At 69.0% G+C, this 17,041-nt stretch carries 10 protein-coding genes and 1 tRNA gene; 7 read left to right on the top strand and 4 right to left on the bottom strand.

The features are described 5' to 3' along the window. The first annotated feature begins 300 nt into the window (after positions 1-300). Positions 301-672, top strand: a complete 372-nt coding sequence (locus A5771_RS01390; protein ID WP_064853403.1) for a DUF732 domain-containing protein — start codon at positions 301-303, stop codon at positions 670-672. A gap of 4 nt (positions 673-676) precedes the next feature. Here A5771_RS01390 and A5771_RS01385 read toward each other — a convergent pair whose 3' ends face one another. Next, entirely contained in the window at positions 677-1,933 is a 1,257-nt protein-coding gene (locus A5771_RS01385; protein WP_234782890.1) for an MFS transporter, read from the bottom strand. Between the two features lie 96 nt (positions 1,934-2,029). Here A5771_RS01385 and A5771_RS01380 point away from each other — a divergent pair, with 96 nt between their 5' ends. The 4 genes from A5771_RS01380 (at position 2,030) to A5771_RS01365 (ending at position 14,209) form a co-directional block, all read left to right on the top strand. Beyond that, positions 2,030-2,752 (top strand): DUF1906 domain-containing protein, encoded by a 723-nt coding sequence (locus A5771_RS01380; RefSeq protein WP_064853402.1) that lies wholly within the window; start codon positions 2,030-2,032, stop codon positions 2,750-2,752. A gap of 400 nt (positions 2,753-3,152) precedes the next feature. Further along, positions 3,153-12,383, top strand: coding sequence for a type I polyketide synthase (locus A5771_RS01375; RefSeq protein WP_064853401.1), 9,231 nt, complete (start codon positions 3,153-3,155; stop codon positions 12,381-12,383). 11 nt (positions 12,384-12,394) lie between these two features. Then, positions 12,395-12,784 (top strand): holo-ACP synthase AcpS, encoded by a 390-nt coding sequence (gene acpS / locus A5771_RS01370; protein WP_064853400.1) that lies wholly within the window; start codon positions 12,395-12,397, stop codon positions 12,782-12,784. Positions 12,785-12,868: 84 nt separating this feature from the next. Continuing rightward, a complete protein-coding gene (locus A5771_RS01365) occupies positions 12,869-14,209 on the top strand; it encodes a dipeptidase (protein WP_064853399.1) in 1,341 nt (446 codons plus the stop codon). 1 nt (position 14,210) lies between these two features. On the opposite strand, the gene A5771_RS01360 is transcribed toward A5771_RS01365, so the two are convergent. Both A5771_RS01360 and bcp read right to left on the bottom strand, forming a co-directional pair. Then, positions 14,211-14,684, bottom strand: a complete 474-nt coding sequence (locus tag A5771_RS01360) for a VOC family protein (RefSeq protein ID WP_064853398.1) — start codon at positions 14,682-14,684, stop codon at positions 14,211-14,213. Positions 14,685-14,707: 23 nt separating this feature from the next. Next, positions 14,708-15,181 (bottom strand): thioredoxin-dependent thiol peroxidase, encoded by a 474-nt coding sequence (bcp, locus tag A5771_RS01355; protein ID WP_064853397.1) that lies wholly within the window; start codon positions 15,179-15,181, stop codon positions 14,708-14,710. Between the two features lie 96 nt (positions 15,182-15,277). On the opposite strand from bcp, the gene A5771_RS01350 reads away from it, so the two are divergent. Further along, positions 15,278-15,505: a DUF3618 domain-containing protein gene (locus A5771_RS01350; protein ID WP_019736299.1), complete on the top strand. Its 228-nt coding sequence runs from the start codon at positions 15,278-15,280 to the stop codon at positions 15,503-15,505. Positions 15,506-15,580: 75 nt separating this feature from the next. Here the strand turns inward: A5771_RS01350 and A5771_RS01345 are convergent. Then, positions 15,581-15,653 (bottom strand) — tRNA-Lys (locus tag A5771_RS01345). A gap of 154 nt (positions 15,654-15,807) precedes the next feature. On the opposite strand from A5771_RS01345, the gene A5771_RS01340 reads away from it, so the two are divergent. Further along, positions 15,808-17,037 (top strand): L,D-transpeptidase, encoded by a 1,230-nt coding sequence (locus tag A5771_RS01340; RefSeq protein WP_064853396.1) that lies wholly within the window; start codon positions 15,808-15,810, stop codon positions 17,035-17,037. The last annotated feature ends 4 nt before the right edge of the window (positions 17,038-17,041 follow it).

The following is a 17,041-nucleotide window of genomic DNA, read 5'->3' as shown; positions in this document are numbered from 1 at the left end:
TGAAAAGCGCGAAACGGACGATAGCCGGGGTTGCTGATAGTGCCATGCCAGCTAGCTAATAAATGCGGAGGCTTGATATTTACTTCCGCGTCAAGTTTCAGGACTGCGTCCGACCAGCAGTTTTGTGCAGTCGCCGGCGGCGCGCGAGCACGCACTTCCAACGCTTCGCCAGCTAACACGCCGCTGCCCGCCGGATCGGGCGACGATAACCGGCGGCCGACTGCTCGACTTTCCCCCGCCCCGGACGGCCGCTGGTGCCAGAATGGGGTGTATTAGTCCTTCTCGGATTGGCGCGGTGTGATGAAAAAACAACTCTTCGCAACGGCGCTCGGCGCGGTACTGGCCGGCTTTGCCCTAGCACCTGCTCCCGCGGCATTCGGCGACCCACTCAGCAATGACGACCAGGTGTTCTTCAACGACCTGGAGCAAGAGGGGCTGCACCCTGACTACGACAAGCAGGTCTGCGGCTCCATCAAGTGCTCCTCGCTGCGGGATCTGCTGGTCCAGGAGGGTCATGCGGTCTGTTCGGCGCTGGGCAGTTCCCCCAGGCTGGTGCCGATTTCGGTGATCGCGAATCTGGAAGTGTCGCCTGATAAAGCGCACGCCATCATCAATGCGGCTCGACAGGCCTATTGTCCGCAGTCGCCGGACCCGTATCGATCGACCGTCTGAGCGGTCAGCGCTCGGCAGCGACCACCGGGGTGGGCGCCTCACCCAGCGTCTCGGAGTGCTGTGTTTTGCGCGAGTTGACCACCACGCCCACGGCGGCGACCGCCCAGATCACGTATTGGACGGTCCAGGCCAGCCGGAAGGCCGAGAACGAATAACCGCCGGCCATCGCGATGACGATCCCCATCGCCTGCATGATCAGCAGCGTGGCGATGAAACCGCCGGTGTTAACCATGCCCTGCGCGGTGCCCAACGCGGCGGGCGGGTTGTAGGTGCGGGCAAAGTCGAAGGCCAAAATCGACACCGGCTGGCCCGCCGAGATCACCACGATCAGCACCACCAGCAGCCAGCGCGGCGCGGGGGAGGGCAACGTCAGCAGCACCCCCCAGATCGCGGCGGTCAGCGCGATCATCGCCAGCACGAGGCCTGTCCGGTGTTGAGGCCGGCGCGCCGACAAGGTTCCGGTCAGCAGCCCGACCACGACGAAGGTTGCCACCGACAGCGTCAGCAACGCACCGGCCACGCCGCGCGAAAGCCCCTGGGCGGTGGTCAGGTAGGGCACGCCCCACATCAGCGCGAAGACGTTCGCCGAGAACGGCGTGCCCAGGTGGGTGAAGAACCCCAATTTGGTGCCGGGCCGGGACCAGACGGTCTTGACGTCACCGAATACCGCACGAAACGTTCTCGGCTGTACGGCAACCGGCGTCCCGGCCGGGGCGTCCCGGCACAGGGCGAGGGTCAGTGCGACGGCCAGCACACCCAGGGCGGCTGCCGAGAGGTAAGCCGCCGTCCAGCCGCCGTGCAGCAGAATCGCCAGGAACGGCACCGCCGAAAGCAGCTGCCCGAACTGGCCGCAGATCCCGGTCAGTTGGGTCAGCAACGGAACGCGCTCGGGTGCAAACCAATTGGGCAGCAACCGGATGACCGAGATGAACACGAACGCATCGCCCAGGCCGACGACGCCGTATGCGCCGACCGCGACGGGCAGCGAATGGGTCAGCGACAGCGTCAACTGTGCGGCGGAGAGCACCGCGACGCCGCTGGCGATCATCGCCTTGGGGCCGAAGCGGTCCAGCAGCACTCCGGCCGGAATCTGCATGGCGGCGTAAACGATGAGCTGCAGGATCACGAACGACGACAGCGCGCCCGGCCCGGTGCTGAACCGGTCGGCAGCGTCCAACCCGGACACCCCGAAGGTGGTGCGGTCCAGCACCGCGACCACATAGGACAACAGGCCGGTGCCCCACACGATCCAGGGACGCATCCAGCGACCCGACCTCCGCGCCTGTGCCACCCGCCCATCCTGCCCTGCGGTGCTCAGCCGCCCGTGCGCGGCGGTATCTCCCGTATCCTTTGGCGCGTGTTGATTTCCCGGCGCGACGTGCTCAAATTTGCCGCAACCGCCCCGGCTGCGGTCGGTCTCGGCGCTGCGGCGTCGGCGCTGGCGGCCGCGACCGCCGAGGCGGCTCCGCTGGGCATCCTGCTGGACTACGCGGCCGGGGTGCTGTCCGCCGAGGAGATCCGGGCGGCCGGTGCGATCGGCGCCATCCGCTACGTCTCCGACCGCCGGCCCGGCGCCGACTGGATGCTCGGCAAGCCGATGCAGCCGGCCGAAGCGCACGACCTGAACCAGAACGGCCTCAAGATCGTCTCCTGCTACCAGTACGGCAAACAGGCGACCGCCGACTGGCTAGGCGGCCAGGCGGCCGGCGTCGAGCACGCCCGGCGGGGATTGCAGCTGCATGCCGCGGCGGGCGGCCCGGACAGCGCTCCGATCTACGCCTCGATCGACGACAACCCCTCCTACGAGCAGTACCAGGCGCAGGTGGCCCCTTACCTGCGCGGCTGGGAGTCGGTGATCGGGCATGAACGCACGGGTGTGTACGCCAACTCCAGGACGATCGAGTGGGCGGTGCAAGACGGCCTGGGTTCGTGGTTCTGGCAACACAACTGGGGCTCGCCCGGCGGTATCGCGCACCCGGCAGCCAACCTGCATCAGGTCGAGATCGACAAGCGCAAGGTCGGCAACGTCGGGGTGGATGTCAACGAGGTCCGCACACCCCAGTTCGGCCAGTGGGCCTGACCCGCGAGTGGCGGGGATCACCGCGCACGGTGGACACTGCGACATCGGCTGTCCACGGCGACATTGTTTCGCCGGACGCGAACATAACGATTAGATAACAATGTGGCCTTGATCAGCGCTGTTGTAGCTACTCGACCGTAACCCCACGCACGCAGGACGTTTGGTCCCGATGATCCGAGGCGCCGTCGGAGCGCGTGATATTCGCAGGTGGGTTACCCAAGCGTAGAACTCGTGAGTAACCCATTAGCTGCAGAAACGGCACAGGTTCTTATGACACTCTTACTGCTGTAGCGCGGCCGCGACGACGCGAGTGCCCGCCTCCCACCCAGGGGACCAGCCGGTGATGCCGGCCGACGACGAATCAAGACGCGATATGCCAGAGCAGGGGAGAAAATTTAACGTGACGATCCACGAACATGACCGGGTGTCCGCCGACGGCGCCGGCTCGGGGCCGTTCGCCAACGCCTCGTCCGCTCTGGTGGATCGTCTGACGGCCGGCGAGCCGTACGCAGTCGCCTTCGGCGGTCAGGGCAGCGCCTGGCTGGAATCGCTCGAGGAGCTGGTGTCCTCGGCCGGGATCGAGACCGAGCTGGCCACGCTGGCCGGAGAGTCCGAGCTGCTGTTGGAGCCGGTCGCCAAGGAACTCGTCGTGGTCCGGCCCATCGGCTTCGAGCCGCTGCAATGGGTGCGCGCTCTGGCGGCCGAGGACCCGATCCCGTCGGCCAAGCAGCTGACCTCGGCCGCAGTGTCGGTCCCGGGCGTCCTGTTGACGCAGATCGCAGCGGTACGGGCGCTGCACCGTCAGGGCCTGGACCTGTCGGCCACCCCGCCGGTCGCCGTCGCGGGGCACTCGCAGGGCGTCCTGGCCGTCGAGTCGCTGAAAGCCGGTGGTGCCACCGACGTGCAGCTGCTGGCGATCGCCCAGCTGGTCGGCGCCGCCGGAACCCTGGTGGCCCGCCGCCGCGGCATCTCGATCCTGGGCGACCGCCCGCCGATGGTGTCCGTCGCAGGCGCCGACCCGGAGCGGATCCAGCAACTGCTGGAGGAGTTCGCCACCGACGTGCGCACCGTGCTGCCGCCGGTGCTGTCCATCCGCAACGGCCGGCGTGCGGTCGTCATCACCGGCACCCCCGAGCAGCTGTCCCGCTTCGAGCTCTACTGCGAGCAGATCGCCGACAAGGAGGCCGCCGAGCGCAAGAACAAGCTGCGCGGCGGTGCGGTCTTCGCCCCGGTCTTCGAGCCGGTGCAGGTCGAGGTCGGATTCCACTCGCCGCGGCTGTCCGATGGCATCGAGATCGTCGGCCAGTGGGCGGCCCAGGCGGGCCTTGACGTGGAGCTGGCCCGCGCGATGGCCGAGGCGATCCTGGTGAGCCAGGTGGACTGGGTCGACGAGATCACCGCTTTGCATGACGCGGGCGCCCGCTGGATTCTGGACCTGGGTCCCGGAGACATCCTGACCCGGCTGACCGCACCGGTGATCCGCGGCCTGGGCATCGGGATCGTGCCGGTGGCCACCCGCGGCGGACAGCGCAACCTGTTCACCATCGGCGCCGTGCCGGAGGTGGCCCGGCCGTGGACGAGCTACGCCCCGTCGGTGGTGCAGCTGCCCGACGGCCGGATCAAGCTCGACACCAAGTTCACCCGCCTGACCGGCCGGTCGCCGATCCTGCTGGCCGGCATGACGCCGACCACCGTCGACGCCAAGATCGTCGCCGCGGCCGCCAACGCCGGACACTGGTCCGAGCTGGCCGGCGGCGGGCAGGTCACCGAGGAGATCTTCAACGACCGGATAGCCGAGCTGACCACCCTGCTGGAGCCGGGTCGCACCGTCCAGTTCAACTCGTTGTTCCTGGACCCCTACCTGTGGAAGTTGCAGGTGGGTGGAAAGCGCTTGGTGCAGAAGGCCCGTCAGTCCGGTGCCCCGTTCGACGGACTGGTGATCAGCGCCGGCATCCCCGACCTCGAGGAAGCCGTCGAGCTGATCGCCGAGCTCAACGAGGCCGGCATCAGCCACGTGGTGTTCAAGCCGGGCACCGTCGAGCAGATCCGGTCGGTGATCCGCATTGCCGCCGAGGTGCCCACCACCCCGGTGATCGCGCACGTCGAGGGCGGCCGCGCCGGCGGTCACCACTCCTGGGAAGACCTGGACGACCTGCTGCTGGCGACCTACTCGGAGCTGCGCTCGCAGCCCAACATCACACTGTGTGTCGGCGGCGGCATCGGCACCCCCGAGCGGGCCGCCGAATACCTGTCCGGGCAGTGGTCGCAGGAGCACGGCTTCCCGCTGATGCCCGTCGACGGCATCCTCGTCGGCACCGCGGCGATGGCCACCAAGGAGGCCACCACGTCGCCGGCGGTGAAGCAGATGCTGGTCGACACCAAGGGCACCGACCACTGGATCGGCGCCGGAAAAGCCCAGGGCGGCATGGCTTCTTCGCGCAGCCAGCTCGGTGCCGACATCCACGAGATCGACAACACCGCGTCGCGGTGCGGCCGGTTGCTCGACGAGGTCGCCGGCGACGGCGATGCGGTCGCGGCCCGCCGCGACGAGATCATCGCCGCACTGGCCGACACCGCCAAGCCGTACTTCGGCGACGTCACCGAGATGACCTACGCCCAGTGGCTGCGCCGCTACGTGGAATTGGCCATCGGTGACGGCGACTCGACCGCCGACACCGCATCACCGGACAGCCCCTGGCTGGCCGACACCTGGCGGGAGCGGTTCGGCTCGATGCTGCAGCGCGCCGAAGCCCGGCTCAACGAGGTCGAGTCCGGCCCCATCGAGACACTGTTCGCCGATACCGAAGAGGGACAGGCGATTCTGGAGCGCCCGGCCGCCGCCATCGCGGCGCTGGTGGCGCGTTACCCCGACGCCGAGACCGTCGTGCTGCACCCGGCCGACGCACCGTTCTTCACCCAGCTGTGCAAGACGCCGGGCAAGCCGGTCAACTTCGTGCCGGTGATCGACAAGGACGTGCGTCGCTGGTGGCGCAGTGACTCGCTGTGGCAGGCGCACGACGCCCGCTACGCCGCCGACCAGGTCTGCATCATTCCCGGCATCACCGCCGTCGCCGGTATCACCCGGGTCGACGAGCCGGTCGGCGAGCTGCTGGACCGCTTCGAGCAGGCGGCGATCGACCAGGTGCTGGCCAAGGGTGCGCAGCCCACGCCGGTGACAGCGCGCCGCCAGGGCCGCACCGACGTGACCGGCCCGCTGGCTGTGCTGCTCGACGCCCCCGATGTGTTGTGGGCCGGTCGCACCGCCACCAACCCGGTGCACCGGATCGCCGGTGCCGACCAGTGGCAGGTGCACGAGAACCGCACCGCCACCCACCCGACGACGGGGGCGCGACTGGAGGTCGTCTCGGAGTCGGCCGTCGTGCTCAGCGTGCCGCTGTCCGGCGTCTGGATCGACATTCGCTTCACCGTGCCGGCATCCGTCGTCGATGGCGCCACCCCGCTGGTCTCCACCGAGGACGCCGCCGCAGCGATGCGTTCGGTGCTGGCCATCGCCGCCGGCGTCGACGGCCCCGAGGCACTTCCGCCGGTGCGCGACGGCGCGGCCACCGTGACGGTGGCGTGGAACCCCGAGCAGGTCGCCGACCACACCGGGGTGACCGCCACGTTCGGCGCGCCACTGGCGCCGGGACTCTCAACGGTGCCCGACGCGCTGGTCGGTCGTTGCTGGCCCGCGGTATTCGCCGCCATCGGCTCGGCCACCACCGACGCCGGATTCCCGGTTGTCGAAGGCCTGCTGTCGCTGGTGCACCTGGACCACGCGGCGCGCCTGCATGCCGCGCTACCGGCGGACCCGGCCGAATTGACCGTCACCGCAACGGCTTCGGCGGCTACTGACACCGAAGTCGGACGCGTCGTTCCGGTCTCGGTCACGGTCTCCGCGGCCGATGGAACCGTGCTGGCCACCTTGGAGGAGCGCTTCGCGATCCGCGGGCGCACCGGCGCGGCGGAGCTGACCGACCCGGTCCGGGCGGGCGGCGCCGTCTCCGACAACGCCACCGACACCCCGCGCCGCCGCCGGCGCGACGTCACCATCACCGCACCGGTCGATATGCGGCCGTTCGCGGTGGTCTCCGGAGACCACAACCCCATCCACACCGACCGGGCCGCCGCACTGCTGGCCGGCCTGGAATCGCCCATCGTGCACGGCATGTGGCTCTCGGCTGCGGCGCAGCACGTGGTGACCGCCACCGACGGCCAAGCCCGCCCGCCCGCGCGGCTGCTCGGCTGGACCGCTCGCTTCCTGGGCATGGTCAAGCCCGGCGACGACGTCGACTTCCGGGTGGACCGGGTCGGAATCGACCTCGGCGCAGAGGTTTTGGAGGTGTCCGCACGCATCGGGTCGGACCTGGTGATGTCGGCGACCGCCCGCCTGACCGCGCCGAAGACCGTCTACGCGTTCCCGGGTCAGGGCATCCAGCACAAGGGCATGGGCATGGACGTCCGCGCCCGCTCCAAGGCGGCGCGCAAGGTCTGGGACTCCGCGGACAAATTTACCCGCGACACCCTGGGCTTCTCGGTACTACACGTGGTGCGTGACAACCCGACTTCGCTGATCGCCGCCGGCGTGCATTACCACCACCCCGAGGGTGTGCTGTACCTGACGCAGTTCACCCAGGTCGCCATGGCGACAACGGCGGCCGCACAGGTCGCCGAGATGCGCGAGCAAGGTGCCTTCGTGGAGGGCGCCATCACCTGCGGGCACTCGGTCGGTGAGTACACCGCACTGGCGTGCGTCAGCGGTGTCTTCGAACTGGAAGCGTTGCTGGAGGCCGTATTCCAGCGCGGATCGAACATGCACGACATCGTGCCGCGGGACGCCATGGGGCGGTCCAACTACCGGCTGGCCGCCATCCGGCCGTCGCAGATCGACCTCGACGACGCCGACGTCACCGCGTTCGTCGCCGAGATCTCCGAGCGCACCGGGGAGTTCCTGGAGATCGTGAACTTCAACCTGCGCGGTTCGCAGTACGCGATCGCCGGCACGGTAGCCGGCCTGGAGGCTCTGGAGGCCGAGGTCGAGCGGCGCCGGGAGATCTCCGGCGGTAAGCGGTCGTTCATTCTGGTTCCCGGGATCGACGTGCCGTTCCACTCGAGTGTGCTGCGCATCGGCGTCGACGACTTCCGGCGTTCGTTGGAACGGGTGATGCCGCACGGCCAGGACCCGGCTCTGATTGTCGGGCGCTACATCCCCAACCTGGTGCCCAAGCCGTTCACGCTGGACCGGGAGTTCATCCAGGAGATCCGCGACGTGGTGCCGGCCACCGCACTCGACGAGGTCCTGGCCGACTACGACACCTGGCGTAACGAGAAGCCGTCCGAGCTGTGCCGCAAGGTCGTCATCGAGCTGCTGGCCTGGCAGTTCGCCAGCCCGGTGCGCTGGATCGAGACCCAGGATCTGCTGTTCATCGAGGAAGCCGCCGGTGGCCTGGGTGTCGAGCGGTTCGTCGAGATCGGGGTGAAGACCGCTCCGACGGTTGCCGGACTGGCCACCAACACACTCAAATTGCCCGAATACGCCCACAGCACAGTGGAAGTGCTCAATGCCGAGCGGGACGCGGCAGTGCTGTTCGCCACCGACACCGACCCCGAGCCGGAAGATGAGCCGGTTGCCGAGGATTCCGACGCTGGCGCGCCGGCCGAGGTTGCTGTGGCGGCTGCCCCGGCGCCCGCCGCCGCGCCCGCCGCGCCGTCGGGGGGCCCGCGCCCCGACGACATCGGGTTCGACGCCGCCGACGCCACCCTGGCGCTGATCGCGTTGAGCGCCAAGATGCGCATCGACCAGATCGAGGCGCTGGACTCCATCGAGTCGATCACCGACGGCGCGTCGTCGCGGCGCAACCAGCTGCTGGTCGACCTGGGTTCGGAGTTGAACCTCGGCGCCATCGACGGCGCCGCCGAAGCCGACCTATCCGGGCTGAAGGCGCAGGTCACCAAGCTGGCGCGCACCTACAAGCCGTACGGCCCGGTGCTGACCGACGCGATCAACGATCAGCTGCGCACCGTCCTGGGACCGTCGGGCAAGCGGCCCGCCGCCATCGCCGAACGGGTGAAGAAGACCTGGGAGCTCGGCGACGGCTGGGCCAAGCACGTCACCGTCGAGGTGGCGCTGGGCACCCGCGAAGGCACCAGCGTCCGGGGCGGCGCCCTGGGCGGCCTGCATGAGGGTGCGCTGGCCGACGCCGCCGCGGTCGACAAGGTGATTGATGCGGCCGTCGCGGCCGTCGCGGCCCGCCGTGGCGTGGCCGTCAGCCTGCCGTCGGCCGGTGGGGGCGGTGGCGCGACGGTGGACGCCGCCGCACTGGGCGAGTTCACCGAGCAGATCACCGGCCGCGACGGCGTGCTCGCCTCGGCGGCCCGAATGGTGCTGGGCCAGCTCGGGTTCGACGAGCCGGCGACCGTTTCGGCCGGCGCCACTGACAGCGAGCTCATCGACCTGGTCACCGCCGAGCTGGGGTCGGACTGGCCGCGCCTGGTGGCGCCGGCGTTCGACGGGCGCAAGGCGGTGCTGTTCGACGACCGCTGGGCCAGCGCCCGCGAAGACCTGGTCAAGCTGTGGCTGACCGACGAAGGCGACATCGACGCCGACTGGCCTCGGCTGGCCGAGCGCTTCGAGGGCGCCGGCCACGTGGTCGCCACCCAGGCGACCTGGTGGCAGGGCCGGGCTCTGGCGGCCGGCCAGCAGATCCATGCATCGCTGTTCGCCCGGATCGCCGCCGGCGCGGAGAACCCGGGCCGGGGCCGCTACTGCGATGAGGTCGCGGTGGTGACCGGCGCATCGAAGGGCTCGATCGCCGCGTCGGTGGTCGGTCAGCTGCTCGACGGCGGTGCGACCGTCATCGCGACCACCTCCAAGCTCGACGACGACCGGCTGGGCTTCTACCGCAACCTCTACCGCGACCACGCCCGGTTCGGCGCGGCGCTGTGGGTGGTGCCGGCCAACATGGCCTCCTACGCCGACATCGACGCGCTCGTCGAATGGGTGGGTAGCGAGCAGTCCGAAAACCTTGGTCCGCAGTCGATTCACCTCAAGGACGCGCAGACGCCGACGCTGCTGTTCCCCTTCGCGGCACCGCGGGTCACCGGTGACCTGTCGGAGGCCGGGGCGCGGGCCGAGATGGAGATGAAGGTGCTGCTGTGGGCGGTGCAGCGCCTGATCGGTGGCCTGTCGAAGATCGGCGCCGAACGCGACATCGCCTCCCGGCTGCACGTGGTGCTGCCCGGCTCGCCCAACCGCGGCATGTTCGGCGGTGACGGTGCCTACGGCGAGGCCAAAGCCTCACTGGACGCGCTGGTGTCGCGCTGGAAGGCTGAGTCGTCCTGGGCGTCTCGGGTCAGCCTCGCGCACGCCCTGATCGGCTGGACCCGCGGCACGGGCCTGATGGGCCACAATGACGTCATCGTCGACGCTGTCGAGGAGGCCGGCGTCACCACCTACTCGACCGAGCAGATGGCGGCCATGCTGCTGAGCCTGTGCGACATCGAGTCCAAGGTGGCCGCGGCCAACGCGCCGATCGAGGCCGACCTGACCGGTGGCCTGGCCGAGGCGAACCTGGACATGGCCGAGCTGGCCGCCAAGGCCCGCGAGGAGATGACCTCGGAGGCCGCGCACGACGACGAGCCGGCGGAGGGAACCATCGCCGCACTCCCGTCGCCGCCGCGCGGTTACACCCCGGCGCCCCCACCGGTCTGGGACGACCTCGACGTCGACCCGGCCGACCTGGTGGTCATCGTCGGCGGCGCCGAACTGGGCCCGCTGGGCTCGTCGCGCACCCGCTTCGAGATGGAGGTCTCCGGCGAGCTGTCGGCCGCCGGGGTGCTCGAGCTGGCCTGGACCACCGGACTGGTCAAGTGGGAAGACGACCCGACCCCAGGCTGGTATGACACCGAAACCGGTGAGCTCATCGACGAATCCGAACTGGTCGAGCGTTACCACGACGCCGTCGTGGAGCGGGTCGGCGTCCGCGAGTTCGTCGACGACGGCGCGATCGACCCCGACCACGCCTCGCCGCTGCTGGTCAGTGTGTTCCTGGACAAGGACTTCTCGTTCGTGGTGTCCAGCGAGGCCGACGCCCGGGCGTTCGTCGAGTTCGACCCCGAGCACACCGTGGTGCGCCCGGTGCCGGACTCGTCGGACTGGCAGGTGACCCGCAAGGCGGGCACCGAGATTCGAGTGCCGCGCAAGAGCAAGCTGTCACGCACGGTAGGCGCTCAGATCCCGACCGGGTTCGACCCGACGGTGTGGGGGATCAGCCAGGACATGGCTACCTCCATCGACCGGGTGGCGCTGTGGAACATCGTCGCGACCGTGGACGCGTTCCTGTCGGCGGGCTTCACCCCGACCGAGCTGATGCGCTGGGTGCACCCGTCGCTGGTGGCCAGTACCCAGGGCACCGGCATGGGCGGTATGACCTCGATGCAGACCATGTACCACGGCAACCTGCTGGGCCGGTCCAAGCCGAACGACATCCTGCAGGAGGTCCTGCCGAATGTGGTTGCCGCGCACGTGGTTCAGAGCTACGTCGGATCCTACGGCGCGATGATCCACCCGGTGGCCGCGTGTGCCACCGCGGCGGTGTCGGTGGAAGAGGGTGTCGACAAGATCCGGTTGGGCAAGGCCGAGCTGGTGGTCACCGGCGGCTACGACGACCTGACCCTGGAAGCGATCATCGGCTTCGGTGACATGGCGGCCACCGCCGACACCGAGATGATGCGGGCCAAGGGCATCAGCGACTCGAAGTTCTCCCGTGCCAACGACCGGCGCCGACTGGGCTTCGTCGAGGCCCAGGGTGGTGGCACCATCCTGCTGGCCCGCGGCGACCTGGCGGCCAAGATGGGCCTGCCGGTGCAGGCGGTGGTGGCCTACGCGCAGAGCTTCGCCGACGGCGTGCACACCTCCATCCCGGCCCCCGGCCTGGGTGCGCTGGGTGCCGGCCGGGGCGGCAAGGACTCGATGCTGGCCCGTTCGCTGGCCAAGCTGGGCGTCGGTGCCGACGACATCGCGGTGGTCTCCAAGCACGACACCTCGACGCTGGCCAACGACCCCAACGAGACCGAGCTGCACGAGCGGCTGGCCGACTCGCTGGGCCGCTCGGATGGCGCGCCGCTGTTCGTGATCAGCCAGAAGAGCCTCACCGGGCACGCCAAGGGCGGTGCGGCGGTCTTCCAGCTGATGGGGCTGTGCCAGGTGCTGCGCGACGGGGTCATCCCACCCAACCGCAGCCTGGACTGCGTCGACGACGAGCTGGCCACCGCCGGGCACTTCGTGTGGGTGCGTGAGCCGCTGCACCTCGGGGAGAAGTTCCCGCTCAAGGCCGGGTTGGTCACCAGCCTCGGGTTCGGCCACGTGTCCGGTCTGGTCGCGCTGGTGCACCCGCAGGCATTCCTGGCGGCATTGGACCCGGGCCAGCGCGAGGCCTACCTGGAGCAGGCCTCCGCCCGTGTGCTGGCCGGCCAGCGCCGGCTCGCCTCGGCGATCGCCGGCGGTACGCCGATGTACGAGCGGCCCGCGGACCGACGGTTCGACCACGACCGGCCGGAGAAGCGCCAGGAGTCGGCGATGCTGCTCAACCCGGCGGCCCGGCTCGGCGACGGCGACGTCTACATCGGCTAGCGTTAGCTGCCGTGGGAATCGTTGGTGTCGGGATCGACCTCGTTTCGATCCCCGACTTCGCCGAGCAGGTGGACCAGCCGGGCACGGTGTTCGCCGAGACGTTCACCCCCGGTGAGCGCCGCGACGCCTCGGACAAGAGTTCGTCGGCGGCGCGGCATCTGGCGGCCCGGTGGGCGGCCAAGGAGGCGGTGATCAAAGCGTGGTCGGGGTCGCGGTTCGCCCAGAAACCTGTGCTGCCGGAGGCGATTCATCGTGATATCGAGGTGGTTACCGACATGTGGGGCCGCCCGAAGGTGCGGCTCTCCGGCGAGATCGCCCGGCATCTGGCGGACGTGACGATCCACGTGTCGCTCACTCACGAGGCCGACACCGCCGCCGCCGTCGCCATCCTGGAGGCCTAACCTTGGCGCGAGCGTGCGTGTCCCCGGCCGCCACGCCGGGCTGATTGCCGGTTTTGCGCACGCTCGCGGTCGAAGGGGTGACGCATGAGTGATCTGATCCAACGGGTTCGCGAGGTGCTGCCGTCGGTGCGGCGCGACCTGGAGGACCTGGTGCGCATCGAATCGGTGTGGGCCGACCCGGCACGGCGCCCCGAGGTGCAGCGCAGCGCGCAACTTACCGCAGACCTGCTGAGCCAGGCGGGATTTCCCGACGTGCAGATCGTCGCCGAGGGCGGGGCTCCGGCGGTCATCGCCCGCTATCCGGCACCCGACGGCGCCCCGACCGTGCTGCTCTACGCTCATCACGATGTGCAGCCCGAGGGCGACGCGACCCAGTGGGCGTCGCCGCCGTTCGAGCCGACCGAACGCGACGGGCGACTTTACGGCCGGGGCAGCGCCGATGACAAGGCGGGCATCGCAACGCATTTGGCGGCATTTCGGGCGCACGGCGGCCGTCCGCCGGTCGGGGTGACGGTCTTCGTCGAAGGCGAGGAAGAATCCGGCTCACCGTCGCTGGGGCCGCTGCTGTCCGCGCACGCCGAAGCGCTGCGCGCCGACGTGATCGTCATCGCCGACTCCGACAATTGGAGCACCGAGATCCCCGCACTGACGGTGTCACTGCGCGGGCTGGCCGACTGTGTGGTCGAGGTCGCCACCCTCGACCACGGCCTGCACTCCGGGCTGTGGGGCGGGGTGGTACCTGATGCGCTCAGCGTGCTGGTGCGGTTGCTGGCCAGCCTGCACGACAACGACGGCAACGTCGCCGTCGCCGGCGTGCACGAAAGCACCTCTGCACCAGTCGATTACCCACCGGAGCGGGTGCGCGCCGACACCGGCCTGCTGGCGGGGGTCGCCGAGATCGGCACCGGTTCGGTGCCGCAGCGGTTGTGGGCCAAACCGGCGATCACCGTCATCGGCATCGACACCACCAGCGTTGCGGCGTCCTCGAACACCCTGATCCCGCGGGCACGCGCCAAGATCAGCCTGCGGGTGGCCCCCGGCGGTGACGCGGCCGAGCACCTGGAAGCGCTGAAAACGCATCTGGAACAGCATGTCCCGTGGGGAGCGCAGCTGACCGTCACCCCCGGCGACGTCGGCCAGCCGTACGCCATCGACGCCACCGGCCCGGTCTACGAGGCGGCCAGGGCCGCGTTCCGCCAGGCCTGGGGTGCCGAACCGGTGGATATGGGCATGGGCGGTTCGATCCCGTTCATCGCGGAATTCGCCGCCGCCTACCCGCAGGCCGCGATTTTGGTCACCGGAGTGGAAGATCCAGCGACTCAGGCGCACAGCGTCAACGAGAGTCTGCACCTGGGCGTGCTGGAGCGCGCTGCCACCGCCGAGGCGTTGCTACTGGCGAAACTCGGTGAGCAGGCCAGCGGATAGCTCAGCTCCCGTCGGCTGCCGCTTCCAGGGCGGCGATGTCGAGTTTGACCATCGTGTACATCGCCTGCTTCACCCGTTGCACTCGCTCGGGATCGGGATCGGTCATCAACTGCGACATCCGTTGCGGAATGACCTGCCAGGACAGGCCGTAACGGTCGGTGAGCCAACCGCACCGGACTTCCTTGCCGCCCTCGCTCAGCGCGTTCCAGTAGTGGTCGACCTCGGCCTGGTCGGCGCAGTAGATCTGGAGCGAAACAGCTTCGTCGAAGGTGAAATTCGGGCCGCCGTTGATCGCGGAGAACTGTCGGCCGTCCAGCTCGAACAGCACCTCCAGCGCGCTGCCGGCGCGCTCGGGATTTTCTGCGCCCCAATAGGAGACATCGGTGATCTTGGAATTGGGAAAGATCGACACGTAGTACTCGGCTGCGTCCAACGCCAGGGTGTCGAACCACAGGCTTGTCCGGATGGCCGGCATGGCTGCTCCTTAACGGTGCGCGGCTAGACCGACAAATCCCGCCGCAGTTTGGCCACGTGCCCGGTGGCGCGCACGTTGTACTGGGCCTCGGCGATCTTGCCGTTCTCGTCGACGACGAACGTCGAACGGATGACGCCCTGCACCGTCTTGCCGTACATCTTCTTCTCCCCGAATGCGCCCCAGGCGGCCAGCACGCTGCGGTCCGGGTCGGACAGCAGCGGGAACGTCAGCCCTTCGGCGTCGCGGAACTTGGCCAGCTTGGCCGGTTTATCGGGGGAGATGCCGACGACGTCGAGCCCGGCGCCGTTGAACTCAGCCAGGTTGTCCCGGAAGTCGCAGGCCTGCTTGGTGCAACCGGGCGTGGACGCCGCCGGATAGAAGTAGACGACCACCCGTCGTCCCCGGTAGTCGGCCAGTGACACGGTGTTGCCGTCGGCGTCGGGAAGGCTGAACGCCGGGGCTTCATCGCCGGGCGCCAGGCGTGCGGTGTCGGTCACCAACTACCCCTTTCTGCTCGCCGGAGCATGAGACCAGGCCCGGCTGCTCTAGGGTAGTTCGGCAGGGGCAGCATCGGGTGGACAGGGAGGACGACAGTGGCGGAACGCGATCCCGAGCGGATCAAGAAGGACATCGACCAGGCACGCGAGCAGTTGGCGTCGACGGTGGACATTCTCGCGGACCGGGCCAACCCCCGTCACCTCGCTGAGCGGGCCAAGACCCGGATTGTCGGCTTCGTCACCCAGCCGGTGGTGATGGTTTCGCTGGCTGGGGCCGGCGGCCTGCTCGTGGTGTTGGCGATCCGGCGAATTCGCAACCGCTAAGGCATCTACGGGAAGCGCCCCCGGCCGAAAGGCTGGGGGCTCCGTCAGTCCTGTAGATAAACCCGGTCCGAGCTGTGCGCCGTCAGGGTTTCGAACCCCGGACCCGCTGATTAAGAGTCAGCTGCTCTACCAACTGAGCTAACGGCGCTGGGCGGTCAATACCGCGAGGAAGACAATAACAGGCGCGGCACCGCCAGGCGAAATCCCCTGGTGCCGGGCGGCGATCGCAGGATCAGCAGTACCCCCGATTACCCACTAGACTGCGTGCGAGCAGTTTGAGCTGGGGCAGGTGGGAAAAGAGCATGGGGCAGGTTGGTTCGACGCGCCGCTGCCGGGGGTATAGGTCCCGGCTGGCGGCAGTGCTGATGGTGCCGGTAGCGGTGTTGGGACTGAGCGCCTGCGGCGGCAATGCCGACGCGGAGGCGACGAAGATCATCGCCGACAAGGGCACCCCGTTCGCCGACCTGCTGGTGCCCAAGCTCACCGCGTCGGTCACCGACAAAGCTGTCGGCGTGGCGGTGGACGTGCCCGTGACGGTGACCGCCGAAGACGGCGTGCTCGACTCGGTCACCATGGTCAACGAATACGGTTCGGTGGTCGACGGTCGACTCAGTCCCGACGGGCTGACCTGGTCGACGACCGAGCCACTCGGCTACAACAAGCGCTACACGGTGAACGCCAAGTCGCTGGGGCTGGGCGGGGTCACCAGCCGGCAGATGACGTTTCAGACCCACTCGCCGCAGAACCTGACCATGCCCTACGTGATGCCCCGCGACGGCGAGGTCGTCGGCGTCGGCCAGCCGGTGGCGATCCGGTTCGACGAGAACATCGCTGACCGGGCGGCGGCCGAGAAGGCGATCAAGATCACTACCGACCCGCCGGTGGCGGGTGCGTTCTACTGGTTGAACAATCGCGAAGTGCGGTGGCGGCCACAGTCTTTCTGGAAGCCCGGCACCAAGATCGACGTGGCGGTCAACACCTACGGCGTGGATCTGGGCAACGGCGTGTTCGGCCAGGACGACGCATCGAGTCACTTCGTCATCGGCGACGAGGTCATCGCGTCCATCGATGACAACACCAAGTCGATGGTGGTGCGGGTCAACGGTGAGATCGCCAAGACCATGCCGGTGTCGATGGGCAAGGACAGCACACCGACGAACAACGGCACCTACATCGTCGGCGAACGCTTCCCGCACATCGTGATGGACTCGTCGACCTACGGGGTGCCGGTCAACTCACCCAACGGGTATCGCACCGATGTGGACTGGGCCACCCAGATCTCCTACAGCGGGATCTTCGTGCACTCGGCGCCGTGGTCGGTGGGCGCGCAGGGGTACTCCAACGCCAGCCACGGCTGCATCAACGTCAGCCCCAGCAACGCGCTGTGGTTCTACGACCACGTCAAGCGGGGCGACGTGGTGCAGATCCGCAACACCAGCGGGCCGCTGCTGCCCGGCACCGAAGGCCTCGGCGACTGGAACGTGCCGTGGTCGGAGTGGGAAGCCGGCAACGCCGTCGGACCGACGCGGTAGCACC

It is taken from the genome of Mycolicibacter sinensis (assembly GCF_001667375.1).
GTDB classification, from domain to species: Bacteria; Actinomycetota; Actinomycetes; order Mycobacteriales; family Mycobacteriaceae; genus Mycobacterium; species Mycobacterium sinense_A.
This window is presented reverse-complemented; position numbering and strand designations above follow the sequence as displayed.